Raw genomic sequence first — 25,549 nt, 5'->3', positions numbered from 1 at the left:
TGAAGCTGGTCCGGTTCCCGCCCTCAGCGGTGCCGCTCGAGATCTTCGGGCGTGTCGATATCGTCCGCTTCGCCCCGTTCGGCCGGGACCTCGGTGATCCGCAAGCCGCCGAGCACGCGCCGCAGCGACGCGTGCTCGGTCTCCGCGGGCAGGGCGGCGCGCAGCGACGCGACCCGCCAGGCCCCGAGCAGCCACTGCCGCGCCCCCGCCGCGTCGACCAGGACGGCGCCGTCACCGTCGCCGAGCGCGGCCAGCAGGCGGTCCACTGTGGACCGCCGGACGCCGGGCAGGTCGGCGGCCAGCACCACGACGGCTTCGGCGTCCTCGGGCACGAACACCAGTCCGGCGGCCAGCGCGGCCACCGGGCCGGTGCCGGGGACGGGTTCCCGGGTCCACACGACGTCGAAGCCCGGACGGCGCGGGCCGACCGCGATCACCCGCGCGGCGCCGTCGAGGGCGTGGACGGCGCGCGCCAGCAAGGGTTTCCCGCCGACCGACAGTGCCGGCTTGTCCACACCGGACAACCTGCGGGCGGAACCCCCGGCCAGCACGATCCCCGCGTAGCGCATCCGGCGAATCTAGCGGCCGAGCACGAGGTAGGTGAAGCCCAGCACGCCGCGGTAGTCCCGGACGTACTCGCGCAACCGCCGGTCGAGCCAGTCCCGGACGCCGGGCGCGCGCGGATCGGCCGGGTGGGCCAGCAGCCACTCCTGCCAGGCCAGCCGCGACGCCGACTCGAAGCCGTCCCATTCGAGCTGGTCGGCGGTGCTCAGGTGCAGCACCCGCCAGCCGGCGGCGTCGACGGCTTCCAGCAGGCCGGGCAGCGTCAGGACGTCTTCGCCGAAGATCTCGCGGGCCGCCGCGGACGGCGGAGCGGACCAGAACCCGTCGCCGTAGAGCACGCGGCCGGACGGCACCACCCGCGCCAGCCGGTCGAGCGCGGCCTTCGCCGGCCCGAAGGCATGCGACGCGCCGATGCAGAACGCACGCCCGGCCGGGCCGTCCCACGTCGCGGCGTCGGCTTCGGTGAACTCGACCCGCGACGCCAGCCCGCGCGCCCGGGCCGCCGCGCGCCCGCGCTCCAGCACTTCCGGGTCGGTGTCGATGCCCGTGCCGCGCAGGTCCGGGACCCGCTCGAGGGCGCGCAGCAGCAGCTCGCCCCAGCCGCAGCCGAGGTCGGCCAGCCGGTCACCGCCGAGGGCCATCCGGTCGAGCAGCAGCTCGGCGTGCGGCTCCGACAGGGGCGCGTTCCACCGCATCCGGGCGCGCCGCAGCGCGTTCAGCTCGTCGTCCACCAGCCGGATCCTGGCGGCAGGCGGCGACGGCGTCGACCGGTTTTCAGCCGATCAACCGCGTGGCGTACGGCATGATCCCGCCGTAGCGCACCGGGGCGACCCGGACCCGCAGGCCGGACTGCGGCGCCTCCACCATCTGGCCGCCGCCGAGGTAGAGCGCCACGTGGTGGATGCCGCCGGGGCCATCCCAGAACAGCAGGTCACCGCGGCGCATCTGGGACAGCGGGACGCGGCGCCCCGCCGTGTACTGGTAGCCGCTGTAGTGCGGCAGCGACGTCACCCCGGCGAACGCGTAGATCATCAGGCCGGAGCAGTCGAAGCCGATCTTGTTGTAGTCGCCGTACTGGTCGGCGACGCCGCCGTCGCGGATGCCGCGGGTCGGGCCGCTCGCGTTGCCGCCGCCCCACGCGTACGGCATGCCGAGCTTCGACAGCGCCCGCGCGATCACCGCCTCGATCGACGAGCCCGCCGGGCCCGCCGGCGCCGGGCCGCCCGCGGGCCGCCCGCCCCCGCCGGACGAGCCGAGCGCGGCCTGGCGGGCACGCTCCTCGTCCTCGCGCTGCTTTTCGGCGAGCCAGTCCTGGTAGCGCTGGCGCTGTCCCTGCAGCCCGTTGACCTTGGCCTGCGCGGCGTAGAGCTGCTGCTCGACGTCGGACTTGTTCTTCTCCAGCTGCGTGGTCTGCGACGCCTGGTCGTCCTGCGCCCGCACCGCCGCGTTCTGCGCCGCGTCGGCGCTGTTCTTGGCTTGGCGCGCCGCGTCCTGCTTCTGCTGGGCGATCTCGGCGGCTTTGCGGGCCGCCGCGTCCTTGTTCGACTTCTCCGTCTGCGCCTGCTGGAGCCGTTCGAGGGCGTTGAGCCGGTTGCCGCCGACGGCGTCGAGCAGCTGGGCGCGGGCAAGCATGTCCTTGGGGCTGTCGGCGCTCAGGTACGCCGAGAGCGAGCCGACCGTGCTGCCCTGCTGGAAGCTGGCGGCGGCGAACGTCTTGAGGTCGGCCCGGGCCCGCTCGATGGCCGCCGACGCCGCGTCCGCCTCCGACCGGGCGGCCTTGGCGTCGTTCTCCGCCTGCGCCGCGGCGTCCTGGGCGGCCTGCAGGTCGACGAGTGCCTTGTTCGCCTCTTCCTGCTTGAGCTCGACGTCGTCCTGCAGCTGGGACAGCTTCTGCTCGGCCTGCGCGAGCTGGTTGGTGAGCCTGCCGACCTCACCGGCCTTCGCGTTGGCCTCCGCCTTGCTGGAGTCGATCTCCGAGTCGCTGGGGTTCGGCGGCGGCGGTGGCGCCGCGAGGCCCGTCCCGCCGGCCCCGAACAAGATCACCAGGGCGAGGGCGCTCACGGTCAGTCCCCGGCGCACGCCCGGCACTCCGCGGCACCCGACCCGCTCCGGCACTCCCGCCACCTCCGCCTCACCTGCGCACACCGCGCGTCACTGCAGTCACACCACTATCACAAGCATCACGGGAAACTTACACACCGTAGGCACCAATTCCCCTCATTGAGGGACCCCCGGGCGTGCGCGTGTCCGGATGGCGCAGCCCACACCGCGTGTCGTCTTGAACCCCAAACAGGACACGCGTACTGTTTGAGGCGTCGCGAGGTGTGCCATCCCGGATCCGGTCCTACGGTGGGGGTGCGCAAGACTCGCTGCCACCGAACCCGACCGAACTGACCCGGGACTTGACCGCCGCACCGGCGCGGAGTCCATGCCACTGGAGTTAGACGTGACCGCACCTGCCAGCAAGGACAGCTTCGGCGCCAAAGACACGCTGAAGGTCGGCGACGCCTCGTACGAGGTGTTCCGCCTGAACAAGGTCGAAGGCGCCGAGCGCCTGCCCTACAGCCTGAAGATCCTGCTCGAGAACCTGCTGCGCACCGAGGACGGCGCGAACATCACCGCCGACCACATCCGCGCCCTCGGCTCGTGGGACCCGAACGCCGACCCGTCGATCGAGATCCAGTTCACGCCCGCCCGCGTGATCATGCAGGACTTCACCGGCGTCCCGTGCGTCGTCGACCTCGCCACCATGCGCGAGGCGGTCACCGACCTCGGCGGCGACCCGGACAAGGTGAACCCCCTCGCCCCGGCCGAGCTGGTCATCGACCACTCGGTGATCATCGACGTCTTCGGCCGCGCCGACGCCTTCGAGCGCAACGTCGAGATCGAGTACGAGCGCAACCGCGAGCGCTACCAGTTCCTGCGCTGGGGCCAGGGCGCCTTCGACGAGTTCAAGGTCGTCCCGCCGGGCACCGGCATCGTGCACCAGGTCAACATCGAGCACCTCGCGCGGACGGTGATGTCCCGCAACGGGCAGGCCTACCCCGACTCCTGCGTCGGCACCGACTCGCACACCACCATGGTCAACGGCCTCGGCGTGCTGGGCTGGGGCGTCGGCGGCATCGAGGCCGAGGCGGCCATGCTGGGCCAGCCGGTGTCCATGCTCATCCCGCGGGTCGTCGGCTTCAAGCTGACCGGCGAGATCCCGGCCGGCGTCACCGCCACCGACGTCGTGCTGACCATCACCGAGATGCTGCGCCGCCACGGCGTGGTCGGCAAGTTCGTCGAGTTCTACGGCGAGAGCGTCGCCCAGGTGCCGCTGGCCAACCGCGCCACCATCGGCAACATGAGCCCGGAGTTCGGCTCCACCGCGGCGATCTTCCCGATCGACTCCGAGACCGTCCGCTACCTCAAGCTGACCGGCCGCTCGGCCGAGCAGGTCGCGCTGGTCGAGGCGTACGCCAAGGAGCAGGGCCTCTGGCACGACCCGTCGCGCGAGGCGGCCTACTCCGAGTACCTCGAGCTGGACCTCTCGACGGTCGTCCCGTCGATCGCCGGCCCGAAGCGCCCGCAGGACCGCATCGAGCTGTCGGACGCGAAGTCGTCGTTCCGCAAGTCGATCCACGACTACGTCGGCGGCGAGGACACCACGCCGCACACCAAGATGGACGAGGCTTCCGAGGAGTCCTTCCCGGCCAGCGACGCCCCGTCGCTGTCGTTCGCCGAGGACGACGCCGCGCCGGTCACCTCCTCCGCCGCGAACGGCGCGTCGGGCCGCCCGAGCAAGCCGGTCAAGGTCTCGACGCCGGACCGCGGCGAGTTCGTCCTCGACCACGGCGCCGTCGTGATCGCCTCGATCACCTCGTGCACCAACACCTCGAACCCGTCGGTCATGCTCGGCGCCGCGCTGCTCGCCCGCAACGCCGTCGAAAAGGGCCTCGCGGTCAAGCCGTGGGTGAAGACGTCGATGGCGCCGGGCTCGCAGGTCGTCACCGACTACTACACCAAGGCCAACCTGTGGCCGTACCTGGAGAAGCTGGGCTACCACCTGGTCGGCTACGGCTGCACCACGTGCATCGGCAACTCCGGCCCGCTCTCCGACGAGATCTCCGCGGCGATCCAGGAGAACGACCTCACCGCGGTCTCGGTGCTCTCGGGCAACCGGAACTTCGAAGGGCGGATCAACCCCGACGTGAAGATGAACTACCTCGCGTCGCCGCCGCTGGTCATCGCCTACGCGCTGGCCGGCACGATGGACTTCGACTTCGCGACCCAGCCGCTGGGCCAGGACACGGACGGCAACGACGTCTTCCTGAAGGACATCTGGCCGACCGCGCAGGAGATCCAGGAGACCATCGACCACGCGATCACGCAGGAGATGTTCACCAAGGACTACGCGGACGTCTTCGACGGCGGCGAGCGCTGGAAGTCGCTGCCCACCCCGGAGGGCAAGACCTTCGAGTGGGACCCGGAGTCCACCTACGTGCGCAAGCCCCCGTACTTCGAGGGCATGACGCCGGAGCCGGCCCCGGTCACCGACATCACCGGCGCGCGCGTGCTGGCGAAGCTGGGCGACTCGGTCACCACCGACCACATCTCCCCCGCCGGCGCGATCAAGCCGGGCACCCCGGCCGCGCAGTACCTCACCGAGCACGGCGTGGAGAAGAAGGACTTCAACTCCTACGGCTCGCGGCGCGGCAACCACGAGGTGATGATCCGCGGCACGTTCGCGAACATCCGGCTGCGCAACCAGCTGCTGGACGACGTCCAGGGCGGCTACACCCGCGACTTCACGCAGGAGGGCGCGCCGCAGGCGTTCATCTACGACGCGGCGCAGAACTACGCGGCGCAGGACATCCCGCTGGTCGTGCTGGGCGGCAAGGAGTACGGTTCCGGCTCGTCGCGTGACTGGGCGGCCAAGGGCACGCGCCTGCTGGGCGTGCGCGCGGTGATCGCCGAGTCGTTCGAGCGGATCCACCGCTCGAACCTGATCGGCATGGGCGTCATCCCGCTGCAGTTCCCGGCGGGCGAGTCGGCCGCGTCGCTGAAGCTGGACGGCACCGAGACCTACGACATCGCGGGCATCACGAAGCTCAACGACGGCGAGACCCCGCGCACGGTGCACGTGACGGCGACGAAGTCCGACGGCAGCAAGGTGGAGTTCGACGCGGACGTCCGCATCGACACCCCGGGCGAGGCGGACTACTACCGCAACGGCGGCATCCTGCAGTACGTGCTGCGGAAGATGACGCGGGCGTAAGGGTTTCCCCGGTCGAAGGCCTCCCCACCGAAACGGTGGGGAGGCCTTCGACTTCCGGTACCGTCGCGGGCATGGGGGAACAGCTGCGCCATGACGAACGCGGCCGGGGACGGCCCGTCGTGTTCCTGCACCCGGGTGGCTTCGGCAGCGCGGTCTGGGACGAGCAGATGGCCCGGTTCGGCGCGCACCACCGGGTCGTCCGCTACGACGCCCGCGGCCACGGCGACTCGCCAGGACCGGCACCGGGCTTCTCCCACCACGGCGACCTCCGGCGGCTGCTCGACGCGCTGGGGATCGAGCGTGCGGTGCTGGTCGGCTCCTCGCTCGGCAGCCGCACCGCGGCCGACTTCGCGCTCCGGCACCCGGACCGGGTCGACGGGCTGGTGCTCGCCTCGCCCGGGTTGAGCGGCATGGTCGAACGCGACCCCTTCACCCTGGCCCGGCGGCGGCAGACCGCCGAGGCGATCGCCGCCGGCGACCACGCGCGGGCCTTCGAATGCGTGCTCCGGATGCTCGTCGACGGCCCGCACCGGACACCCGAGCAGGTCGACCCGGCCGTCCGCGCCTTCTTCGGGCGGCTGCTGGCGGACAACGCGCGCAAGGGCCACGGCGGGTTTCCCCTGGGCGCTGAGCTGCACGCGGTGACCCGCGTCCCGGAGATCCGGGCCCGGACACTGGTCGTCACGGGCGCGCTCGACACGACCGACGTCCACGAGATCGCGGACCTGATCGCGCGCGAGGCACCGCACGCGCGCCAGGTCGTGATCGAGGGCGCGGGGCACCAGGTCGCCGTCGAGCAGCCCGCCCGCTTCGACGAGCTGCTCGACGAATTCCTCGGCTAGGGCTTGTCTGACAATCATTTCGGCTGGTGGCCGCGATGCCGCTGGCATCGTCGGATGGCCGGGGACGGGACGTGGGATGCGGTGTTGCAGCGCCTGCTCACCCACGCCGACGCTGCTGGGTTGATCGATTGGTCGGTGTCGGTGGATCCACGATCGCGCGGGCGCATCAGCACGCCACGAACATCACCCGCCGCACAGGGGGCTGGGTCGAACCACACGGATCTGCGCACCGAGCCGCCCGATCATGCGAGCAGCCGCTCCCGTGGTGGCTGGAGCACCAAAGTCCACTACCTCGTCGACGGCAACGGCCGTCCGCTGGTCACACTGGTCGGGCCCGGGCAGGCCGGGCACCGCGGCCGCAACGATCAGCGGTCGTCCCGCCCGCCGTGATCACCTGGACCAACGCATCGTCAGACACGGCCTAAGCGGGCACGGCTTCCCAGCGCACGCTCGACACCGAAGGCTCCAGCGAAAGCCGGGACACCGCGGCCTCCATCTGGGCGTCGTCGCGCTGGTCGCCGACCAGCTCCGCGCGGACCTCGACCGTGCGGTCCTCCCGGTCCGTGCTCAGCACCGACAGCAGGCGGAAGTCCGTGCGGGTCAACGACTGCACGAGCAACGCCCGCACGTGCGCCTCGGTCGCGTCGCGGGTGACGGCCTGGAACGCGTACTTCGTCGGCGTCTCGCCGCCGGAGTCCGGGCGGCGGTCGACGACCCGGCCGAGGGGCCGCAGCACGACGTTCACCCCGACCACGACCGCCGTTCCGGCCGCCGCGACCACGTACAGCCCGGCGCCGGCCAACGCGCCCACCGCGGCCGAGCACCACAGCGTCGCCGCCGTGTTGAGGCCGCGGACGTTGAGGCCGTCACGCAGGATCACCCCCGCGCCGAGGAACCCGATGCCCGAGACGATCTGCGCCGCCACCCGTGTCGGGTCGGCGTCCCCGCTCGTGGCCAGCCCGCCGAACCCGTGCGCCGACAGCAGGACGAACAGCGTCGCGCCGACCGCGACGAGGGCGTTGGTGCGCAACCCGGCCATCCGGGCGCGGAACTGGCGCTCGACCCCGATGACCGCGCCCAGCCCGACGCCGGCGCCGACGCGCAGCAGCATTTCGAAGATGGTCATTTCCGGCTCTTTTCCGGCGTGCGCGCACTGCCGGACAGGGGCGGCCGGACTCAGCCCAGCCGGAAACCTCCGGTGAGCGCGCGCCCGGCCGTCCGATGACTGTCCGCTGGCATGTGCCGCTCACCTCGCTTCCGTAGTGGTGATGATCAACCGGACCAGCGTAGCCGGTCCCGCGGCCCGGCGGGCGGGCCGCGGGACCGGGGTCACACTCCGAACGGCTGGACGTTCGGCTGGAACACCTGCCCGTTCGCCGGCACCTTCAGGTCGGTCAGGTAGTCGGCCACGGCCTTGTCCACGCCGAGCGCGTCGCCGAGGATGCAGTGCCCGAACGCGTCGACCGACAGCAGCCGGGAGTTGCCGAGCTCGGCCGCCATCCGCTGCGCGAACCGGTACTGCGTCGCCGGGTCGTAGAAGTTGCCCACCACGACGATCGGGACGTCGGTCTTCGCCCGCCAGGGGCCGCGGTAGGCGTCCGGCTTCTTCACCGGCCACACCGGGCAGCCCGCCGTGTCGGCGAAGGCCTGGTAGCGGCCGAACGTGCGGGACTCACGCTCCCACTGGGCGGCGATCTCCGGCACCTGCTCCTGCCGGATCCGGAACGGCTTGTCGGAGCAGTTGACGGCGAAGTACGAGTCGTCGCTCGTGTAGGGGCTGTCCGGGTTCTGGTCGGCCAGGCCCCGCTTGCCGGGCGTGAGGACCTTCAGCTGCTTGCCCTGCAGGGCCTGCGCCTGCGCGCCCGCCGGGTGGATGGCGGTGTAGAGGGCCTGCAGGTCCTCGGCCAGGCCGGGGAACGCCGACGGCGAGTACAGCGCGCTCGACACCGCGCCGGTGAACGCGTTGATGTCGACGGTGCCGCCACCGGGGATGGTGATCGGCTGCTTGCGCAGGTACTCCCGCAGCTCGTCGAACTTGGCCCGCGGGGTGCCGTCGCTGAACGCGCACTTCGCGCCGGCCTGGCCGCACCGCTTCAGGAACGCGTCGAGCGAGATCTCGAAGCCCTGGGCGCGCTCGCGGTCGTACTCGACGCCGTCGCTGGTGCGCAGCGCCGGGTCGACGTTGCCGTCGATCACGATCGCCCGCGTCTGCTTCGGGAACATCGACGTGTAGGTCGAGCCGATCAGCGTCCCGTAGGAGAAGCCGACGTAGGTCAGCTTCTGGTCGCCGACCGCGGCGCGCAGCGTGTCGAGGTCGCGCACGACGTCCTTGGTGGACATGTGGTTCAGCAGCGAACCGGCGTTGTTCCTGCAGAACCGGCCGTAGTCGCGGTAGCTCGCGAGCGTCCCGGAGATCTCGGTGCGGGACAGCGGCACGGGGATCTGCGCGCCGAAGACCTCGTCGGCGTCCTCCTGCGTGGTGAAGCAGCGCAGCGGGTTGCTCCGGCCGACCCCGCGCGGGTCGAAGCCGACGAGGTCGAAGCGGTCGAGGACCTGCGGCTGGAAGTAGTACTGGCCGCTGATCGGCATCCGCAGGCCCGAGCCGCCGGGGCCGCCGGGGTTGAGGAACAGCGAGCCGACACGGGTGGCCGGCGTGCGGGCGGCACGCTTGAGCAGGGCGATGTCGATGGTGCCCAGCGCCGCGTTGTCGTGGTCGATCGGCACGCGGTAGCGCGCGCAGCTGTAGAACTGGACCTGGTCGGCGGGCACCCCGGCGAGCGTGTCGCTCGGGCAGGTGCCCCAGGCGACCGGGGCGGTCGCGCCGACGGCGGCGGGCTTGACGGCCGCGTCCTCGGCCGCCGCCGCGGAGCCGGCGGTCCCGGCCAGGCCCACGCCGGCCACGAGCGCCCCCACCAGCGCGAACGACCGCATCCGGCCCTGTGTGGATCTCGGCAAGACGTCTCCTCCCTGGGTCACGCGCATCGCCGCGCGGTCGCGACGTCACGGCGCGTTACCCCGGTGAGACTGGCACAAACCGGCTAAAGCCGTCACCGGCCGAAAGGATGGTGGGAAGCTACCCGGCCACGGCAGCGAGGAGGAAAACGGGCAACGGGCGGCCCGCCTCCCGCTGTTCCATCGCGTACCCCGGCCAGAACTCGAGCAGCTCGGCCCACATCCGGTCGTACTCCTGCCCCGTCAGCTCGCGGGCCACGACCTCGACCGGCCGCCCCGCCAGCGCGACCTGCGCCTTCGGGTTCGCGCGCAGGTTGAGCGCCCACGCCGGGTCGTGCCGACGGCCCCAGTTCGAGGCCGTCAGCACGAAGTCGGCGCGGTGCGGGAAGTAGAGCAGGTTCGTGCTCCGCGGCAGCCCGCTCTTGCGGCCCGTCGTCGTCAGGCGCAGCGACGGCAGCCCGGCGAGCGCCACGAGGCTCACCCGGCCGCCGAACGCCCGGTGCAGTTTCTTGTCCGCCCACACGACGAACCGTGCCGTGCGCATCAGCCACGGCCGGGTGCCCAGTGCCCGGGCCAGCGCCCGGAGAGGATTAGCCACGCACCGATCTTGCCAGGCTGACCCCGAACCGCCGCTGGGAGTCGGTCCACCACCGGACCAGCTCGAACCCGGCCGCCGCCAGCTCCGCTTCGACCCCGGCGGGCCGGAACTTCGCCGAGATCTCCGTCCGGATGTGCTCGCCTTCGGCCAGGCGCACGGTGAGGTCCGCGCCCGGGATCTCGACCGTGAGCGCCCGGCGGGCGCGCAGCCGCATCTCGATCCACTCGTGCTCCGCGTCCCAGTACGCGACGTGGTCGAACTCGTCGGGGTCGAAGTCCGCGCCGAGCCGCTCGTTGATCACCCGCAGGACGTTCTTGTCGAACTGCGCGGTGACCCCGGCGGCGTCGTCGTAGGCACGTTCGAGGATGCCCGGGTCCTTGACGAGGTCGGTGCCGAGCAGCAGCCACTCCCCTTCGTCGAGCACGTCCCGCACCGAGCGCAGGAACGTCGCGCGCTCGGCGGGCAGGAAGTTGCCGATGGTGCCGCCGAGGAACGCCACCACCCGCGGCTGGCCGCCGGGCAGGAGGGCGAGGTGCTGGGTGAAGTCGCCGACGACGCCGCGGACGGTCAGTCCCGGGTAGTCCTTCGAGATGGCCTCGGCGGCTTCGGCCAGCGCCGACTCGGACACGTCGAGCGGGACGAACGCCTCCAGCGTGCCGTGGGCGGTGAGCGCGTCGAGCAGCAGCCGGGTCTTCTCGCTCGACCCCGAACCGAGCTCGACGAGCGTGTGCGCGCCGGTCAGCTCCGCGACGTCGCCGGCGTGCGCGGCCAGCACCTCGCGTTCGCTGCGGGTCGGGTAGTACTCCGGCAGCTGGGTGATCTTCTCGAACAGCTCGCTGCCTTCGGCGTCGTAGAACCACTTGGGCGGCAGCCACTTCCGCTCGGCGGTGAGCCCGGCGACGACGTCGGCGCGCAGTTCCGCGGTGACGGCGTCGCCGGAGCGGTGGTGGTCGAGATCGACTTCGGTCATGGGTGCTCCTGGGTCAGGGGAAGCAGGTCGACGCCGGCCGCGGTGGCGCGCACGGCGTGGTGGTCGGGGACGGGCCGCCAGCGCGGGTCGCCGTCGCAGGGTTCGGAGGACAGCAGCACGCCGGCCGGTGTCTCCAGCACCGACAGCGCGTGCGTCCAGGTCGTGCCGATCAGCGTTTCGCCGTCGGTGAGCAGGAAGTTGAGCCGGGAGCCGGGCGCGGCCGCCTCGACGGCCGTGCACAGCTCCGCGACCGCGCGCAGCGGGTCCTCGCCCGCGGCGAGCCGGGCCCGCAGCAGGGCCCAGAGCACCACCGAGTCCGTCGGCGCCTCCAGCGTCAGCAGCTCGGTCACCGGCAGGGTCTTGGCCAGTTCGGCCAGCGAGCCGGGATAGCCGCGGACGACGCCGTTGTGGCTGAACAGCCAGCGTCCGGCGGTGAACGGCGCCGCGGCCGCTTCGGTCACCGGCAGGCCGGTGGTGCCGTTGCGGACCGCGGCGACGAACGCGCCGGAGGTCACCGCCGCGGCCAGCGGCGGCAGCGTCTCGTCCGTCCACAGCGGAGTCGAACGCCGGTGGCGCAGCGGCGGCGAGCCCGGGCCGGGGTACCAGCCCAGCCCGAACCCGTCGGCGTTCACCGAGCCGCCGCCGCGCATGTCCGCCGGCGCGTAGGACTGCACCAGCAGCGAATGCGGGGCGCGGAAGAGCACCTCGGCGGGCGAGACCGGCTCGCCGAGGTAGCCGATGTGGCGGCACATGCGCCTAGCCCACCTCGCCGGGTGCCGCGTCGCGGGCCGTGCGGAAGCCGGCGAAGATCTGCCGCCGGATCGGGTAGTCCCAGTTGCGGAACGTGCCCCGGATCGCCGCCGCGTCGGTGCCGAACGAGCCGCCGCGCAGCACCTTGTACTCCGGCCCGAAGAACACCTCCGAGTACTCCCGGTACGGGAACGCGGAAAAGCCCGGGTAGCCGTGGAAGTCGGTGCTCGTCCACTCCCAGACGTCGCCGATCAGCTGGTGCGCGCCCGTGGGTGACGCGCCGGCCGGGTACGCGCCCACCGGCGCCGGGCGCAGGTGCCGCTGGCCGAGGTTGGCGTGCTCGGCCGTCGGCTCCTCGTCGCCCCACGGGAACCGGCGCGACCGGCCGGTCGCCGGGTCGAAGCGGGCCGCCTTCTCCCACTCCGCCTCGGTCGGCAGGCGCCGGCCTGCCCAGGCCGCGTACGCCTCGGCCTCGTAGTAGGAGACGTGCACGACGGGCTCGTCGGCCGGAACGCGCTCGTAGCCGCCGAACCGGGTGCGCCACCAGCCGTCCTGCTCCCGTTTCCAGAAGCGCGGCGCGGTGATCGAGTGCCCGGTGCGGTAGGCCCAGCCCGCCGGGCTCCACCAGCGCTCGTCGGCGTAGCCGCCGCCGTCGAGGAATTCGGTGTACGCGCCGCAGGTGACCGGCACGGTGTCGAGCCAGAACGCTTCGACGACCGTCTCGTGCGCCGGCCGCTCGTTGTCCAGCGCCCACGGCTCGGCCGACGTGCCCATGGTGAACGCCCCGCCCGGGACCAGCACCTCCGCCGGGAGCGCGCCCGCGCGGGACGGCGGCGGTTCCGGTGCGTGCAGCACCGGGTCGCCCCGGCGCAGCTGGTGGGTGGCCAGCATGGTCTCGTCGTGCTGCTGCTCGTGCTGGGTGATCATGCCGAACGCGAACGCCCGCTCGGTCAGCGGGCTGCCCTGCAGCGGCACGCGTTCGAGCACGTCGAACGCCTTCTCGCGGACCTGCTTGACGTACGCGCGCGCCTCGGCCGGGCCGAGCAGCGGCAGCTGCGGCCGGTCGGCCCTGGCGTGCTGGAAGGCGTCGTAGATGTCGTCGATGTCCGGCCGCAGCGGCTCGCGGCCGCCGACGTCGCGGACCAGCCACAGCTCTTCCTGCACGCCGATGTGCGCGAGGTCCCAGACCAGCGGGGACATCAGCTTGGAGTGCTGGCGGACCAGGTCTTCGTCGTCGACGGCGTCGGTCAGCGCCACGCTGCGCGCCCGTGCCCGGGTCAGTGCTTCGGCCGCCCGGGCGCGCAGGTCCTGCGCGCTCAGGTCGTCCAGTGCTTCCGTGCTCATGCTCGGCTCCTCGATCGGTACGCGCGCCCCTGCACGCTCTCGCTGATCTCGGTGATGCGGTCGGCCGGCAGCCCGGTCGCGCCCAGCTCGGCGCAGCCGAGGTCGGCCAGCCCGGCCGCGGCCGCCGCCAGGTCCGGGTCGGCGAGGCCGCGGCGCGCCGCCGTGGTCCACCGGTCCGCGACCGGCGCGCACAGTTCGCGCACCTTGTCCACAGTGGACGGACGGGCGAGCAGCGCGGCGACCAGCGCCACCGGCGGCAGCCACTCGTCCGGCGGCTGCGCGTCGAGGTACCTGATCTCCAGGTACCCCTGCGGGCGGACCGGCGTGAACATCGTGGTGAGGTGGTAGTCGAGGTCCGCCGCCGTCGGCCGCGGCAGCAGCGCGGCCGCGCCCCTGCCGTCGATCCAGTCGGCGAAGGTCAGCCCCTCCGGCGCGTCCCACGGCCGGTCGCCGCGGCGCAGCACCATCAGCGGGGTGTCCATCAGGCGCTGCGCCCACCCGACGGCCGGATCGCCCGCGACGCCCGCGGTGCGCGTGCGGACCGCCTCGGTTTCGTGCACCGCGAGCCAGCGGGCGGAGGCGTGGCCGGTGTCCCGGCCGGCGTGGACGCGGGAGTTGGCGAAGAGCGCGAGCAGCGGCGGGCCCATCGCGTGGGCGGCCGCCCACCGGGCGGCGTAGTCCTCCGGCTGCCCCGTGTCGACGCAGACCTGCAGGCCGGCGGTGCTGCACATCATCGTGAGCCCACCGGGACCGATCGGCGCGAACCGGCGCTCCATCGCCGCGTAGCGCGGCGTGTGCAGGAGCCGCCGGGGCGCGCGGTGGGCGTCGATGCCCGTTTCGCCCAGGACGAGGCCGTGGGCGGCGAGCCGCTCGCGCAGGTGGTGGAGGTCGGCCATGACGGCTGCGTCGAGTTCACGCAGCGAGGCCTGGGGAAGGGCGGAGATCTCGACCTGGCACCCGGGTTCGAGGCTCACGGGTGAGCCGGCCGGGAGCGGCGAGGCGGGACTGCCGGGGCGCAGCGTCCGCGGGGTGTGCGGACCCAGCGCCGCGGCGAGGACGTCGGGATCGAGGGGTCTGGCCGGGTCGTCGGCGTGGTGCACGGTGAACTCCAGCTCCACGCCGGTCAGGCGCGGTGGGCCGTGCTTGAAGCACACCGATGCGACGTACGCCTCGCCGGCCGCGCGGTCCGCCAGGACCCGCGCGGTGCGGTTCGACGCACTACCCGACTTCTCGGGGAAATCGTGCACCGCTTGCATGTCCATTCCTGTTCCGTGTGATGGAACTTCTTGACTTCGGACGCTACACGCGGGGTACGACAAATTCAGGCCGCTTCCCGTGCCGCAGGACGAGTTCACCACTCCGTAAGAAGACCCGGATCAGGGCAAAGCGGACTCCGTGCCCAGGCCCAGCTCGGCCGCGGAAGCCCGCACGGCGTCGATCACCAGGTGCAACGCGGGACGCCGGACCGCCGTGCGCCGGTAGGCGATCGACACCGTCCGCAGCAGCGGCGTGGTCAGCGTGACGACGTCGATCCCGGGCGGGCGCAGCAGCCGCAGGCCGAGGTCCGAGACCAGGGTGATGCCGAGCCCGGCCCCGACCATCGCCATCGCCGTGGACTGCTCCTCGACCTCGTGATTGATCTTCGGCGCGAACCCGTGCCGCTGGCAGGCCGTGCGCATCGCCCGGCCGAAGTGGGACTTGGGGCTGGCGAGGATCCACGGGTGCTCGGCGAGGTCGTCCAGTGACGCCGTCCCCGCGGGCACCGCGCCCCGCGGCACCGCCGCGTGCAGCCGCTCCACGGCCACGACCGCACGTTCCAGCCCGGCGTCCCACGGCGTCGGCGCGTCGGAGTAGTCGATCACGAAGGACAGGTCCAGCGTGCCGTCGCGGACCGCCTCGGCGGTGTCCTCCGGGGCCAGCTCGCGGGTGCGGACCTCGATGCCCGGGTGTTCGCCCGCCAGCGCGGTCAGCGCCGTCGGCAGCAGGCCGGAGGCCACCGACGCCCACACCCCGGCGGTCAGCCGGATCGTGCGGGCTTCCTGGGCTTCCTCCAGGGCGATCGTCGCGCGCTCCACCGACCCGAGGATCTCCTCGGCGTGCTCGGTGAGCAGGGTGCCCAGCTCGGTGAGCTGGACGCGCCGGCCGAGCCGTTCGAACAGCTTCGCGCCGACGTCCCGTTCGAGCTGCGCGAGTTGCTGCGAAACCGCCGAAGCGGTGTAGTGCAGCGACGCAGCCGCCGCGGTGACCGTGCCCCGGCGGTGCAGCTCGCGAAGCATCCTCAAGCGGTGCAACGAAAGCTCCATACACAAAACCTAAACGAGATCGTGCAGGTTCGTTAAATGGACGCGGCCGCCGGCCGGGGCGCACGCTCGGGGAAGGCGGCCGCGAACGCGCCGCCCCGGACTTCCCTGGAGGTGAGTGGCCTGATGACCCCGCGCAACGCCGAGCCGCTGATGCGGCTCACGTGGACCGATCCCGTCACCGGCGCGCACGGCTACCTGGTCGTGCACAGCCTGGTCTCCGGCGTCGCCACCGGCGGCACCCGGATGCGGGCCGGCTGCACGATGAGCGAGGTCGAGGACCTGGCCCGGGGCATGGCGAACAAGACCGCGACGTTCAACCTGCCGGTCGGCGGGGCGAAGGGCGGGATCGACTTCGACCCGAAGGACCCGCGCGCGTTCGGCGTGCTGAAGCGGTTCTGCGCGTTCCTGCGGCCGTGGCTGGACGCGCACTGGGTGACCGCGGAGGACCTGGGCGTGCCGCAGCACCTCATCGACGAGGTGTTCGCCGAGCTGGGGCTGGAGCAGTCGTACCACGCGGCGATCCGCCGTTCGGCCGACCCGGCGCGCACGCTGCGGCGGGTCCAGGCCGGCCTCACCGCGCCGGTGCCCGGCGGGCTGCTGCTCGGCGACGTCGTCGGCGGCTACGGCGTGGCGCAGGCGTGCCTCGGCGTCGCGGCGGCGTGGGAATGGGACGTCCGCGCGACGACCGTGGCGATCCAGGGCATCGGCACGATGGGCGGCGGCGCGGCCTGGTACCTGCACGAAGCCGGGATGAAGGTGGTCGCGGTGGCCGACGCGGCAGGCACGCTGTACGCCCCGGAGGGCCTCGACGTGCCGGCGCTGTTGGAGCTGCGCGACCGCTTCGGCGAGGTGGACCGCGCACGGCTGCCTGCCGGGGTGCGCACGCTGCCCCGCGAGGCCGTCGTGGGCATCGAGGCGGACATCTTCGTGCCGGCCGCGATTTCGTACGCGCTGCGGCCCGACAACGAAAACCTCGTGAAGGCGTCGGTCGTCGTCGAGGCGGCCAACGCGGCGACGACACCCGAAGCCGAGGCGGCGCTCTCCGCGCGCGGGGTCGCGGTGGTGCCGGACTTCGTGGCGAACGCGGGCGCGGCGGCGTGGGCGTGGTGGCTGCTGCTGGGCGAGGTGGGCGCGGACCCGGCCGACTCGTTCCTGCGGCTGCGCACCGAGATGCAGGCGAAGGTGGCGCTGCTGCTGGCGGAGTGGAAGATGGACCGGCTGCCACTGCGCGTCACCGGCCTGCGGCTGGCCGAGGCGAACCGGGCCGAACGCGCACAGGCCGCCCGCACGCCCGAGGGCGAGCCGGGCCTGCTCATCCCGTAGTCAGGCGCGGCGGGCGAACCGGTCCGTCGCGCCGACCAGGACGTCCTGCATCGGGGCGTCCTGCGTCGAGTGCCCGATGTCGTCCAGCATGACCAGCTCACTGCCGGGCCAGGCGTGGTGCAGCAGCCAGGGCGTGCCGACGATGTTGCTCGTGTCCAGCACGCCCTGGGCCAGGACGGCGGGGATGCCGCCGAGCTTGCCGAGGTTGCGCAGGATCTCGCCGTCGGGCAGGAACGCCCGGTTGCTGAAGTAATGGGTGACCAGGCGGGCGAAGCAGAGCCGGTACGCCGGGTCCTCGAAGGTCTTGTGCGGGGGTACGCCGGGGAGCATCGCGTCCTCCCAGGCGCACCAGCCGTCGGCCGCCTTGCGGTGGACCGCCGGGTCGGGATCCATGAGCAGCCGGTGGTAGGCGGCGGAGAGGTCGCCGTCCCGCTCGCCCTCCGGCACGCCGGCGCGGAACTTCCCGAACGCGTCCGGGAAGTACGCGCCGAGGCCGCGGATCAGCATCTCGATTTCGAGGAACCGGTCGGTCGCCAGGCCCATCAGGACCATCTCGCTGACCCGCTCGGTGTGCCGCAGGGCGTAGGTCAGGCCGAGGACGCAGCCCCAGGACCCGCCGAACAGCAGCCACTTCTCGATGCCGAGCCGGGTACGGAGGAGTTGGAAGTCCGCGACGAGGTGGTCGGTCGTGTTGGCCGACAGGTCGGCGACCGGGGCGCCGGCGTGCGGGGTGCTGCGGCCGCAGCCGCGCTGGTCGACCAGCACCACCCGGTAGCGGTCCGGGTCGAAGTAGCGCCGGAGGTTCGTCGAGCAGCCGGTGCCGGGGCCGCCGTGCACGACGAGCGCGGGCTTGCCGTCCGGGTTGCCGCAGGTCTCCCAGTAGATCCGGTGCCCGTCGCCGACGTCGAGCAGGCCGTGCTCGTACGGCTCGATCTCGGGGTACAGCATCGGCGCGTCCTTCCACCCGGAATGCAACAGCGCTGTCACATTAGTCGGGCGGACGCTCCCGCGCGCGTCCTTTTCCGGTCAGACGAGCGCGCCCGCCAGCTCCATCAGCGTGTCGGCCAGCTCGCGCGGGCCCGCCGGGCCGATGTGGATGACGGCGTCGTCGCCCGTGCCGGACGTGTAGCTGAGGTAGCGGCCCCAGTCGGTGTCGGCGTAGTGCAGCGGCTGCTGCAGGCAGGTGTGGCGGCCGACGTCGTCACGGCGTCCGACGTAGAGTTCGCCGCTGCCGGAAACCGGCCGCTGCACGAGGCTGACGACGTCGGCGACCGCGGGGTCGAGCGGGTAGGCGTCGCGGCCGCGGCGGGCGGCCTCGGTCAGGTCGGCCACCCGCACGGTCCTCGGGTGGCCGCCGCCCGGGCCGACCGGCGGCAGCTGGTCCACGAGGGATTCCGCGAGCCGGTTGCGGTCGATCTCCTGGACGCCGACGTGCGTGCCGTCGGAGACGGCCAGGACCGCCTGGAGCCCTTTGGCGGCGGCGAGGACGCCGTAGGTCCGGCCGTCGACGCCGACCCAGCCGTAGCACTCCCGCGCCGGGTTCACCAGCAGCGGCAGCCAGTCGAGGAAGTCGACGGTGGCCCGGCCGCGCGCGTCGACGAGCCCGGCCTCGGCCAGCGCGGCGCCGATCCGCTTGGCGGACTCTTCGCGTTCGGCGTCCGACAGCCACAGCGGCTCCGGGCGGAGGGTGATGTGCAGCTGGCCGACCTGCTCGCGCTCGGCCAGCGCGGCCAGCGCCTCGACCGGAACGTCCACCCGGCCTGTTGCCACGTCCACCCGCCTACTCGCCGATGACCGGCGGGCTGGTCCGCTGGTCGGTGCCGAAGATCGCGTCCGGGTCCGCTTCGATCAGGAAGTCCGGCCGCTGGTGCTCATCATCTTCCTCACCTTCGCCGCGGCGCCCGCCGGGGCCCATGGGCCCGAGCTGCCCGCCGCGCCCGGCGGCCGACCGAGCGGCGGCGGCCTCCGCGGCGGCGGCGTTGCCGAGGCTGCCCATGCCGGACCCGCGGCCGGAGCCGAGCCCCCGCTCCCCCGCGGCGCTCCCGCTGCCGCTGCCGGTCCCACCGCCGGCGCCGGTCCCGCTGCCGCCGCGGCCGGTCGAGTCGAGCAGCCGGCTGCCGGCGTTCCCGCTGGTGGGACCGCCGCGCAGGCCGGACTCGGGGTCCCCGCCGCCGAAGGTGTTCGAGTAGTTCTGGCCGCCACCGGTACCCGTCGGGTAGAAGTCGATCGGTCCGACATTGGGCGGCGTGTTCCCCGGGCGGTCGCCGACCTGCTGCCCGGGCCGCGTCGGCACGGTCGGGCGGCCGGAGCCGGTGGTGTGGGTTTCGTCGCCCGGGATGTCGGTGCTGCCGGGCCGGTCGGTGCCGCCCGGCCGGTCCGTGCCACCGGGGCGGTCGGTCCCGCCGGGCCGGTCGGTCCCGCCGGGCCGGTCGGTCCCGCCGGGCCGGTCGGTGCCACCGGTGTGGCCGGGGTCGACGCTGGAGGTGGTGGTGTGGTCGCCGCTGCCGGGATCGCCACCACCACTGTTCCGGAACGGCGTCTCGGGCGGCGGCCCGACAGGCGGCGGCGTGCTCGGCGTGGCGACGGATATCGAGGCACCGTCGGACTCGAGCACCCCGTAGTCGGTCGGCAGCACGGCCCGGGTGCCGTTGGTGACGCTGCTGTACTGGTCCATGACGCGGACGTTGGTCTCGTTGGCGGCGTTGTACCGCGCCATGCCCTCTTGGTAGTTGTCGATGTCGTCCTGCGCCATGAAAGGCCCGGCGATCGGGATGGCGGCCTTGAGCCCGGTGGTCCAGGGGTTGGGCTTGTCGGGCTTGGGCGGGACCTCGACGACGGAGCTGCTGGAGTGATCGAAGGCGGCGGCCTGGGAGTCGACGGAAGCCCTGGTCACGTCCAGGGGCGCGGCACTGTCGTAGAACGCCCGCTCGAGCGGGCCCGCGCCCGAGTTCGCGGCGTCGGCGGCGTCGCCGGACCAGGACTGCACCATCCGCGCCTGCAGCGCCTTGATGCTCTCGCCCCGTTCCATATACGCCGAAGAAAGCTCTTCGACTTGCCCGGCGATGCTTCTCAGCCTCTGCGTGTCGCCTTGCTTGAAGTTGTCGTAGATCTGCTTGCCGTCCACTCGTCAAGCCCCCTTGAGTGTCTTGATCGCCGCGGCCGCCGCCTGCGTCGCGGCACCGCACGAGTCGTCCTGCCCCTGGTAGCCCTCGGCCTGCACCCCGATGGCGAGATCGTCGGCCACCCCCACGGCGATGGCGCAGTTCCCATTGGCGCGGCGGTCGGAAATGTCCACGTAGATGGCCGGATAACCCTCGATGTCGGGCGCGCGCTCGAGGAACTTGATCAGCGTGCCCGCGCGGTATCCGGCGTAGTACCCGGCAAGACCGCCCGCTCCCCGGTCCCGGTTCCCGGTCCCCACGATCATCTGAAGGCCGATGCCTTCCCCGTGGATGGTCCAGCGACAGCTGGGACCGGCCTCGGTATCCAAGGTGTTACCCCTCGGAACGTACTTGCCCGGGTCGGTGTAGCGGAGTGGAGTCAGCACGTCCCCCGGGACGAGGCCACAGGGATCTGTGGCGTATTTGCCGGCGTCGAGCGGTGTCGCTTCGACCTTCGGCACGTCAGGGTCGGCCTGCGCGCTCGACGACGCGGCGGGAGCCGATTCACTCGACGCCGGCAGGGCCGAGCCGGTGGTCGTTCCCGTGCAGGCCGAAGCCAGCAAGCACGCAGCGGCCGCAGTCAGCAGACCGGCCGCTCTTCCGTTGCGGGTCATGCTTGCGACGACTTGAAGGTCTCGGACATGCCGTGGTCGGTCGACACCGTCTTCGTCTGCGCTTCCTTGAGTTTCTTGATGTACGCCTGCGCGTACTTACGCATGGAGTCGTTCTGCTGCTGGAGAGCGCTCAGCGAGGCCATCGTCGTATCGGCGTAGCTCCCGCTCGCCGGATCCTTTCCCGGGGCAATCCCCAGGGTGGTGGTCATGCCGGTGATCTTCTGCCCGTCCTCGGTGATCTTGTCGAGGAGGTCCTCCCACTGGCCGATCACCGCGGAGAGCTCTTCGGGGTCCATCGTGAACTGGCCGCCCTTGCCCCCACCGCCGTACACCCGGCCGGAGTTCTCGAAGACGTCGCCCCAGAGAGCTCTTGCCGCCTGTCCGGCTTCCCCGATGATCACGCCCGCACCTTCCCCTCGGTTCACCCACCGTGACGGGGCAAAGATTAGCCAACCGTCTCATGTCGTGTCAGCGAATCGCCGCAACGTTCCGACGATGGGGCGGACTCTTCGGTTCCCCGCACTTCCGGTCACAGTACGTACGTACGGATTGCGAGATCCCGGTCCGCGATGCCAGGATTTCAGGATGCCACGCGTAAGCCAGGATCACCTCGACGCACGCCGGCGCCAGATCCTCGATGGCTCCCGCGTCTGCTTCGCGCGCTACGGCTACGAAGGTGCCACAGTCCGGCGGCTCGAGGAAGCCACCGGGCTGTCCCGGGGCGCCATCTTCCACCACTTCCGGGACAAGGAGTCGCTCTTTCTCGCCCTCGCCGAGGACGACGCCATCCGGATGGCCGACGTCGTCGCCGAACAGGGGCTCGTCCAGGTCATGCGGGACCTGCTCGCCGGGGACGGCGAGCACCCCGCCGACTGGCTCGGCACCCGTCTCGAAGTCTCGCGGCGGCTGCGCACCGACCCCGAGTTCCGCGCCCGCTGGGCCGAGCGGTCCGAGCAGCTGACCACCGCCACGCGCCTGCGCCTGCTGCGCCAGCGCGAGGCCGGGAACCTGCGCGACGACGTCGACGTCGACGTCCTCACCGCGTTCCTCGAACTGGTCCTCGAAGGACTCGTCTCGCACCTGGCCATGGGCCTGCCCGGCGCCGGGCTCGGCCCGGTGCTCGACCTCGTCGAGGAGACCGTGCGGCGGCACCGGCCCGGCACCGGCTGACTGCCGTGGCGCACCCACCGCGTGGATTCCGTCGAACCGGGCACGCCGCCGGCGCGTGGCTCGACGACCGGCAGAGCCTCCGCCTGTCGAATCCGCCGGGGCCCCGACCCTCTCGTCGCCCTCCTGGGCCGGCGTCCCCGCTGAGATGAGCGGGCCGACACACCCGCGACGGACGCGGCGCGCACCGCGGACGCGTTAGGATTGTCCGCATCTTCGCAGTACACGCCGATTTCTTGCTAGGAGTGACCGTTTCGTGCGCGCAGCGCAGTCACCCGGTGACAGTACCGGGCCGGGTGACCATCCCGGCTGTCCGACAGGCTCATCCCCCGCCGCCCGGGCGGGTGCGGAATGATCCAGATCCTCTTCGCCGTGCTCGGCGTCCTCCTCTTCGTGCTGCTGACCGTCGGCACCGGCCTCGCCGTCGCCGCCGAGTTCTCCCTGACGGCGCTGGAGCGCAGCACCGTCGACGCCAACGTCCGCCAGGTCGGTGACCGCCGGGCGGTGACCGTCCAGAAGGCGCACCGGACGCTGTCCTTCCAGCTCTCCGGCGCCCAGGTCGCGATCACCCTGACCACGCTGGTCACCGGGTACCTGGCCGAGCCGCTGATCGGCGAGCTCGTCCGGCCGGTGCTGTCCGGCCTCGGGCTCCCGGAAGGCTTCGCCACGGGCGCTTCCGTCGTGCTCGCCCTGGTCCTCGCGACCTTCCTGTCGATGATCCTCGGCGAAATGGTGCCGAAGAACCTCGCCATCGCCCGGCCGCTGCCGACCGCGCGCGCCGTCGCCGGCTACCACTCGCGCTTCTCCGCGCTGTTCCGCTGGCTCATCACGCTGATGAACAACAGCGCGAACTTCCTCGTCCGCAAGTTCGGCGTCGAGCCGCAGGAGGAGCTGCGGTCCGCGCGCTCGCCGCAGGAGCTCGGCTCGATCGTGCGCTCCAGCGCCGAAAGCGGCACCCTCGACACGTCGACGGCCGAGCTGCTGGACCGCTCGCTGCGGTTCGGCGAACGCACCGCCGAGGAGCTGATGACCCCGCGCGTGCAGCTGGAGTCCCTCGCCGTCGACGACACCATCGAGGACCTCATCGAGCTCTCGCGCCGCACCGGGTTCTCGCGGTTCCCGGTGCACGCCGAGGACCTCGACGACGTGCGCGGCGCCGTGCACGTCAAACAGGCCTTCGCCGTGCCCGCGACCGACCGGGCGAACGTGCCGATCGGCTCGGTCATGCGGCCGGTGCCGACCGTGCCGGAGTCCCTGCCCGGCGACGACCTGCTGCTGCGCCTGCGCGACTCGCGCTTCCAGCTGGCCATCGTCGTCGACGAGTACGGCGGCACGGCCGGGCTGGTGACCCTGGAGGACGTCGTCGAGGAGATCATCGGCGACGTCCGCGACGAGCACGACGACCGCGAGGCCCCGGCGTCGCAGCAGGTCGGCACGGACAGCTGGCTGGTCTCCGGGCAGCTGCGCGCCGACGAGGTCACCGACGTCACCGGGTTCCGGATGCCCGACGGCGACTACGAAACCATCGCCGGGCTGATCCTCGAGCGGCTGGGCAAGATCCCCGCCGAGGGCGACGCCGCCGAGGTCGACGGCTGGCGGCTCACCGTCACCACGATGGACAAGCACCGGATCGCCGAGGTCGAGGTCGCGCCGGTGCCCGAGGTGGCGTCGTGACCGATTGGCTGAACATCCTCCTCGTCGTGGTGCTGCTGCTGGCGAACGCCTTCTTCGTCGGCGCGGAGTTCACGCTGATCTCCTCGCGCCGCGACCGGCTCGAAGCGCTGCTGGAGCAGGGCAAGACGCGGGCGAAGATCGTGATCAACGCGAGCAGGCACGTGTCGCTGATGCTCGCCGGCGCGCAGCTGGGCATCACCATCTGCTCGCTGCTGCTCGGCCGCCTCGGCGAGCCGGCGATCGCGCACCGGCTGGCGGTGTTCTTCGACCTGCTGCACCTGCCCGAAGCGCTGCTGCACCCGATCTCGTTCGCCATCGCGCTGGCCTTCATCACCGTGGCGCACGTGCTGATCGGCGAGATGGTGCCGAAGAACCTCGCCATCGCCGAGCCCGAGCGGCTGGCGCTGTGGCTGGTGCCGGTGCACGTGGGCTGGGTCAAGCTCGCCCGGCCGTTCATCTGGCTGATGAACTTCGTGGCCAACTCGCTGCTGCGCGCGGTGAAGGTGGAGCCGAAGGACGAGCTGGAGACCGCCTACACGTCCGACGAGCTGGCCGAGCTGCTCAGCGAGTCGCGGCGCGAGGGCCTGCTCGACCAGTCCGAGCACCAGCGGCTCGCCCAGACGCTGTCCTCGGTGCAGAAGACGGTGGCCGACGTCCTGGTGCCGACGGCCGAGCTGACCACGCTGCCGTGCGGGCCGACCGTCGGCGACGTCGAGCGGGCGGTGTCGTCGACCGGCTTTTCGCGCTTCCCGGTCTGTACGGACGACGGCAGGCTGACCGGCTACATCCACGTGAAGGACGTCCTCGACCTGGCCGGGCAGGACCCGGCGACGATCGTGCCGGACGCGAAGACGCGGCCGCTCACCGAGCTGCGCGCCGACGCCCGCCTCGACGTCGCGCTGTCGGCGATGCGCAAGGAGGGCAGCCACCTGGCGCGGGCGCTCGACGCGAGCGGCGACGCGGTCGGCGTCGTCGCCCTCGAGGACCTCGTCGAGGAGTACGTGGGCACGGTGCGCGACGGAACCCACGTGAGCGCATGACCGAGGTGCTCGCGGAACCGGACTGGCTGGCCAGGGAGGCCGCGCACGTCGAGCGGATGCGCCGGTGGACGGTCCCGCACCAGCAGCGGCGCGCGCGGGGCGAGAAGCACCCGGTGCTCGACTTCCTCTTCACGTACTACTCGCACCGCCCGTCGCACCTGGAACGGTGGCAGCCCGGGCCCGGCGTCGCGCTCGCCGGGCCCGCGGCGCGGCGGTTCCTGGACCGCAAGGGGTACGTCTCGATCCCCGACGGGGTGATGCTGGACCCGGCGGGTTTCAGCGAGCGCAAGGCGCGGACGGCGGAGTTCGTCCTCGGCCTGCTCAGCGCGACGGCGTCCCGCGCGCCGCGGCTGAGCTGTTTCGGGCTGCACGAGTGGGCGATGGTGTACCGCGAGCCGGCGGACTCCGTCCGGCACGACCAAGTGCCGCTCCGGCTGGGTTCGGCCGGCACGGACGCGGTCGTCGAGTCGCTCGACATCCGGTGCGGGCACTTCGACGCGTTCCGGTTCTTCACCGCGGCCGCCCGGCCGCGTAACGAGCTGACGCCGTCGAGGGAGACGCAGATCGCTCTCGAACAGCCCGGGTGCCTGCACGCGAACATGGACCTGTTCAAATGGGCGTACAAGCTGGATCCGTTCGTGCCGGCCGAGCTGGTGGCGGACTGCTTCGAGCTGGCGGCCGAGATCCGGACGCTGGACATGCGGGCGAGCCCGTACGACCTGGCCGCGCTGGGCTACCCGCCGGTGCGGATCGAGACGGCGGCCGGGCGGGCGGAGTACGCACGGGCCCAAGCGGAGTTTGCCCGGCGCGCGGCACCGCTGCGTGCTCGCCTGATTGCGCACTGCCATAGCCTGGTCAGCGCAGCACCCTGAGCGCGCGCCACTGTGAGTCAGATTATTCTCTCTCCGATACTCACCTGTTAGGGTGATAACGGTTTGGTTGCATCGCAGCGCGTGCTCGGCATGCGCTCACCCCGGAAAGGATGAC

General features: G+C 72.3%; 24 protein-coding genes. 8 read left to right on the top strand and 16 right to left on the bottom strand.

Annotated features, from left to right (window positions below):
• Nucleotides 1-23: 23 nt before the first annotated feature.
• From mobA to BT341_RS26090, 3 genes are read right to left on the bottom strand one after another with little or no spacing between them, the layout of a single operon-like run.
• A complete protein-coding gene (gene mobA, locus BT341_RS26100; protein WP_072478787.1) occupies nucleotides 24-569 on the bottom strand; it encodes a molybdenum cofactor guanylyltransferase in 546 nt (181 codons plus the stop codon).
• Between the two features lie 9 nt (nucleotides 570-578).
• Nucleotides 579-1,295, bottom strand: a complete 717-nt coding sequence (locus BT341_RS26095; protein WP_072478786.1) for an SAM-dependent methyltransferase — start codon at nucleotides 1,293-1,295, stop codon at nucleotides 579-581.
• Nucleotides 1,296-1,338: 43 nt separating this feature from the next.
• Entirely contained in the window at nucleotides 1,339-2,652 is a 1,314-nt protein-coding gene (locus tag BT341_RS26090) for an NlpC/P60 family protein (protein WP_072478785.1), read from the bottom strand.
• Nucleotides 2,653-3,010: 358 nt separating this feature from the next.
• On the opposite strand from BT341_RS26090, the gene acnA reads away from it, so the two are divergent.
• From acnA to BT341_RS47935, 3 genes are all read left to right on the top strand, one after another.
• Complete coding sequence (acnA, locus tag BT341_RS26085; RefSeq protein WP_072478784.1) at nucleotides 3,011-5,824, top strand: aconitate hydratase AcnA; 2,814 nt, start codon at nucleotides 3,011-3,013, stop codon at nucleotides 5,822-5,824.
• Between the two features lie 71 nt (nucleotides 5,825-5,895).
• Nucleotides 5,896-6,666, top strand: a complete 771-nt coding sequence (locus tag BT341_RS26080; protein WP_072478783.1) for an alpha/beta fold hydrolase — start codon at nucleotides 5,896-5,898, stop codon at nucleotides 6,664-6,666.
• A gap of 54 nt (nucleotides 6,667-6,720) precedes the next feature.
• Nucleotides 6,721-7,056: a hypothetical protein gene (locus BT341_RS47935; protein ID WP_218177777.1), complete on the top strand. Its 336-nt coding sequence runs from the start codon at nucleotides 6,721-6,723 to the stop codon at nucleotides 7,054-7,056.
• Between the two features lie 31 nt (nucleotides 7,057-7,087).
• Here BT341_RS47935 and BT341_RS26070 read toward each other — a convergent pair whose 3' ends face one another.
• From BT341_RS26070 to BT341_RS26035, 8 genes are all read right to left on the bottom strand, one after another.
• On the bottom strand, nucleotides 7,088-7,792 hold the full coding sequence (locus BT341_RS26070; RefSeq protein ID WP_072478782.1) for an MgtC/SapB family protein: 705 nt from the start codon (nucleotides 7,790-7,792) through the stop codon (nucleotides 7,088-7,090).
• Nucleotides 7,793-7,995: 203 nt separating this feature from the next.
• On the bottom strand, nucleotides 7,996-9,597 hold the full coding sequence (locus tag BT341_RS26065; protein WP_072478781.1) for an alpha/beta hydrolase: 1,602 nt from the start codon (nucleotides 9,595-9,597) through the stop codon (nucleotides 7,996-7,998).
• A gap of 142 nt (nucleotides 9,598-9,739) precedes the next feature.
• A complete protein-coding gene (locus BT341_RS26060; RefSeq protein WP_072478780.1) occupies nucleotides 9,740-10,162 on the bottom strand; it encodes a nitroreductase family deazaflavin-dependent oxidoreductase in 423 nt (140 codons plus the stop codon).
• A gap of 46 nt (nucleotides 10,163-10,208) precedes the next feature.
• Entirely contained in the window at nucleotides 10,209-11,186 is a 978-nt protein-coding gene (gene egtD, locus BT341_RS26055) for an L-histidine N(alpha)-methyltransferase (protein ID WP_072478779.1), read from the bottom strand.
• Nucleotides 11,183-11,938 (bottom strand): ergothioneine biosynthesis protein EgtC, encoded by a 756-nt coding sequence (egtC, locus tag BT341_RS26050; protein WP_072478778.1) that lies wholly within the window; start codon nucleotides 11,936-11,938, stop codon nucleotides 11,183-11,185. The genes egtD and egtC overlap by 4 nt, the downstream gene beginning before the upstream one ends.
• Nucleotides 11,939-11,942: 4 nt before the next feature.
• Nucleotides 11,943-13,280 (bottom strand): ergothioneine biosynthesis protein EgtB, encoded by a 1,338-nt coding sequence (gene egtB / locus BT341_RS26045; protein WP_072478777.1) that lies wholly within the window; start codon nucleotides 13,278-13,280, stop codon nucleotides 11,943-11,945.
• Nucleotides 13,277-14,536, bottom strand: coding sequence for a glutamate-cysteine ligase family protein (locus BT341_RS26040; RefSeq protein WP_072482182.1), 1,260 nt, complete (start codon nucleotides 14,534-14,536; stop codon nucleotides 13,277-13,279). The genes egtB and BT341_RS26040 overlap by 4 nt, the downstream gene beginning before the upstream one ends.
• Before the next feature lie 120 nt (nucleotides 14,537-14,656).
• The gene (locus tag BT341_RS26035) at nucleotides 14,657-15,583 is read right to left on the bottom strand and encodes a LysR family transcriptional regulator (protein ID WP_072478776.1); all 927 of its coding nucleotides are present in this window, start codon (nucleotides 15,581-15,583) and stop codon (nucleotides 14,657-14,659) included.
• A 123-nt stretch (nucleotides 15,584-15,706) separates the two neighbouring features.
• On the opposite strand from BT341_RS26035, the gene BT341_RS26030 reads away from it, so the two are divergent.
• On the top strand, nucleotides 15,707-16,906 hold the full coding sequence (locus BT341_RS26030) for a Glu/Leu/Phe/Val dehydrogenase dimerization domain-containing protein (protein ID WP_072482181.1): 1,200 nt from the start codon (nucleotides 15,707-15,709) through the stop codon (nucleotides 16,904-16,906).
• On the opposite strand, the gene pip is transcribed toward BT341_RS26030, so the two are convergent.
• The 5 genes from pip to BT341_RS26005 all read right to left on the bottom strand — a co-directional run bounded on the left by pip (nucleotide 16,907) and on the right by BT341_RS26005 (nucleotide 21,082).
• Complete coding sequence (gene pip, locus BT341_RS26025; RefSeq protein WP_072478775.1) at nucleotides 16,907-17,854, bottom strand: prolyl aminopeptidase; 948 nt, start codon at nucleotides 17,852-17,854, stop codon at nucleotides 16,907-16,909. It abuts the gene before it with no gap.
• A 78-nt stretch (nucleotides 17,855-17,932) separates the two neighbouring features.
• On the bottom strand, nucleotides 17,933-18,661 hold the full coding sequence (locus BT341_RS26020; protein WP_072478774.1) for an ESX secretion-associated protein EspG: 729 nt from the start codon (nucleotides 18,659-18,661) through the stop codon (nucleotides 17,933-17,935).
• A gap of 25 nt (nucleotides 18,662-18,686) precedes the next feature.
• Nucleotides 18,687-20,030 (bottom strand): WXG100 family type VII secretion target, encoded by a 1,344-nt coding sequence (locus BT341_RS26015; protein ID WP_072478773.1) that lies wholly within the window; start codon nucleotides 20,028-20,030, stop codon nucleotides 18,687-18,689.
• Nucleotides 20,031-20,033: 3 nt separating this feature from the next.
• Complete coding sequence (locus BT341_RS26010) at nucleotides 20,034-20,681, bottom strand: DUF3558 domain-containing protein (RefSeq protein WP_072478772.1); 648 nt, start codon at nucleotides 20,679-20,681, stop codon at nucleotides 20,034-20,036.
• Complete coding sequence (locus tag BT341_RS26005) at nucleotides 20,678-21,082, bottom strand: hypothetical protein (protein ID WP_072478771.1); 405 nt, start codon at nucleotides 21,080-21,082, stop codon at nucleotides 20,678-20,680. The genes BT341_RS26010 and BT341_RS26005 overlap by 4 nt, the downstream gene beginning before the upstream one ends.
• A gap of 184 nt (nucleotides 21,083-21,266) precedes the next feature.
• On the opposite strand from BT341_RS26005, the gene BT341_RS26000 reads away from it, so the two are divergent.
• The 4 genes from BT341_RS26000 (at nucleotide 21,267) to BT341_RS25985 (ending at nucleotide 25,434) form a co-directional block, all read left to right on the top strand.
• On the top strand, nucleotides 21,267-21,851 hold the full coding sequence (locus BT341_RS26000; RefSeq protein WP_072478770.1) for a TetR/AcrR family transcriptional regulator: 585 nt from the start codon (nucleotides 21,267-21,269) through the stop codon (nucleotides 21,849-21,851).
• Nucleotides 21,852-22,199: 348 nt separating this feature from the next.
• The gene (locus BT341_RS25995; RefSeq protein WP_072478769.1) at nucleotides 22,200-23,522 is read left to right on the top strand and encodes a hemolysin family protein; all 1,323 of its coding nucleotides are present in this window, start codon (nucleotides 22,200-22,202) and stop codon (nucleotides 23,520-23,522) included.
• Nucleotides 23,519-24,562, top strand: a complete 1,044-nt coding sequence (locus tag BT341_RS25990) for a hemolysin family protein (protein ID WP_072478768.1) — start codon at nucleotides 23,519-23,521, stop codon at nucleotides 24,560-24,562. Before BT341_RS25995 ends, BT341_RS25990 begins: the two co-directional genes overlap by 4 nt.
• Nucleotides 24,559-25,434 carry a 3-methyladenine DNA glycosylase gene (locus tag BT341_RS25985; protein WP_072478767.1) on the top strand — a complete coding sequence of 292 codons (876 nt, stop codon included), beginning with the start codon at nucleotides 24,559-24,561 and terminating at the stop codon, nucleotides 25,432-25,434. Before BT341_RS25990 ends, BT341_RS25985 begins: the two co-directional genes overlap by 4 nt.
• The last annotated feature ends 115 nt before the right edge of the window (nucleotides 25,435-25,549 follow it).

The organism is Amycolatopsis australiensis, assembly GCF_900119165.1.
GTDB lineage: Bacteria > Actinomycetota > Actinomycetes > Mycobacteriales > Pseudonocardiaceae > Amycolatopsis > Amycolatopsis australiensis.
The sequence above is the reverse complement of the archived record's forward strand: the minus strand, read 5'-3'. Positions and strand labels throughout refer to the sequence as shown.

Coding starts and splice junctions, on each gene's coding strand:
- BT341_RS26030 (WP_072482181.1), top strand. CDS start 15,707: ATGACCCCGCGCAACGCCGAGCCGCTGATGCGGCTCACGTGGACCGAT.
- egtD (WP_072478779.1), bottom strand. CDS start 11,186: ATGACCGAAGTCGATCTCGACCACCACCGCTCCGGCGACGCCGTCACC.
- egtB (WP_072478777.1), bottom strand. CDS start 13,280: ATGAGCACGGAAGCACTGGACGACCTGAGCGCGCAGGACCTGCGCGCC.
- BT341_RS26060 (WP_072478780.1), bottom strand. CDS start 10,162: ATGCGCACGGCACGGTTCGTCGTGTGGGCGGACAAGAAACTGCACCGG.
- BT341_RS25995 (WP_072478769.1), top strand. CDS start 22,200: ATGATCCAGATCCTCTTCGCCGTGCTCGGCGTCCTCCTCTTCGTGCTG.
- BT341_RS26035 (WP_072478776.1), bottom strand. CDS start 15,583: ATGGAGCTTTCGTTGCACCGCTTGAGGATGCTTCGCGAGCTGCACCGC.
- BT341_RS25985 (WP_072478767.1), top strand. CDS start 24,559: ATGACCGAGGTGCTCGCGGAACCGGACTGGCTGGCCAGGGAGGCCGCG.
- pip (WP_072478775.1), bottom strand. CDS start 17,854: ATGCTGTACCCCGAGATCGAGCCGTACGAGCACGGCCTGCTCGACGTC.
- BT341_RS47935 (WP_218177777.1), top strand. CDS start 6,721: ATGGCCGGGGACGGGACGTGGGATGCGGTGTTGCAGCGCCTGCTCACC.
- BT341_RS26070 (WP_072478782.1), bottom strand. CDS start 7,792: ATGACCATCTTCGAAATGCTGCTGCGCGTCGGCGCCGGCGTCGGGCTG.
- BT341_RS26010 (WP_072478772.1), bottom strand. CDS start 20,681: ATGACCCGCAACGGAAGAGCGGCCGGTCTGCTGACTGCGGCCGCTGCG.
- BT341_RS26065 (WP_072478781.1), bottom strand. CDS start 9,597: ATGCGGTCGTTCGCGCTGGTGGGGGCGCTCGTGGCCGGCGTGGGCCTG.
- BT341_RS26000 (WP_072478770.1), top strand. CDS start 21,267: ATGCCACGCGTAAGCCAGGATCACCTCGACGCACGCCGGCGCCAGATC.
- BT341_RS26040 (WP_072482182.1), bottom strand. CDS start 14,536: ATGCAAGCGGTGCACGATTTCCCCGAGAAGTCGGGTAGTGCGTCGAAC.
- mobA (WP_072478787.1), bottom strand. CDS start 569: ATGCGCTACGCGGGGATCGTGCTGGCCGGGGGTTCCGCCCGCAGGTTG.
- BT341_RS26080 (WP_072478783.1), top strand. CDS start 5,896: ATGGGGGAACAGCTGCGCCATGACGAACGCGGCCGGGGACGGCCCGTC.
- egtC (WP_072478778.1), bottom strand. CDS start 11,938: ATGTGCCGCCACATCGGCTACCTCGGCGAGCCGGTCTCGCCCGCCGAG.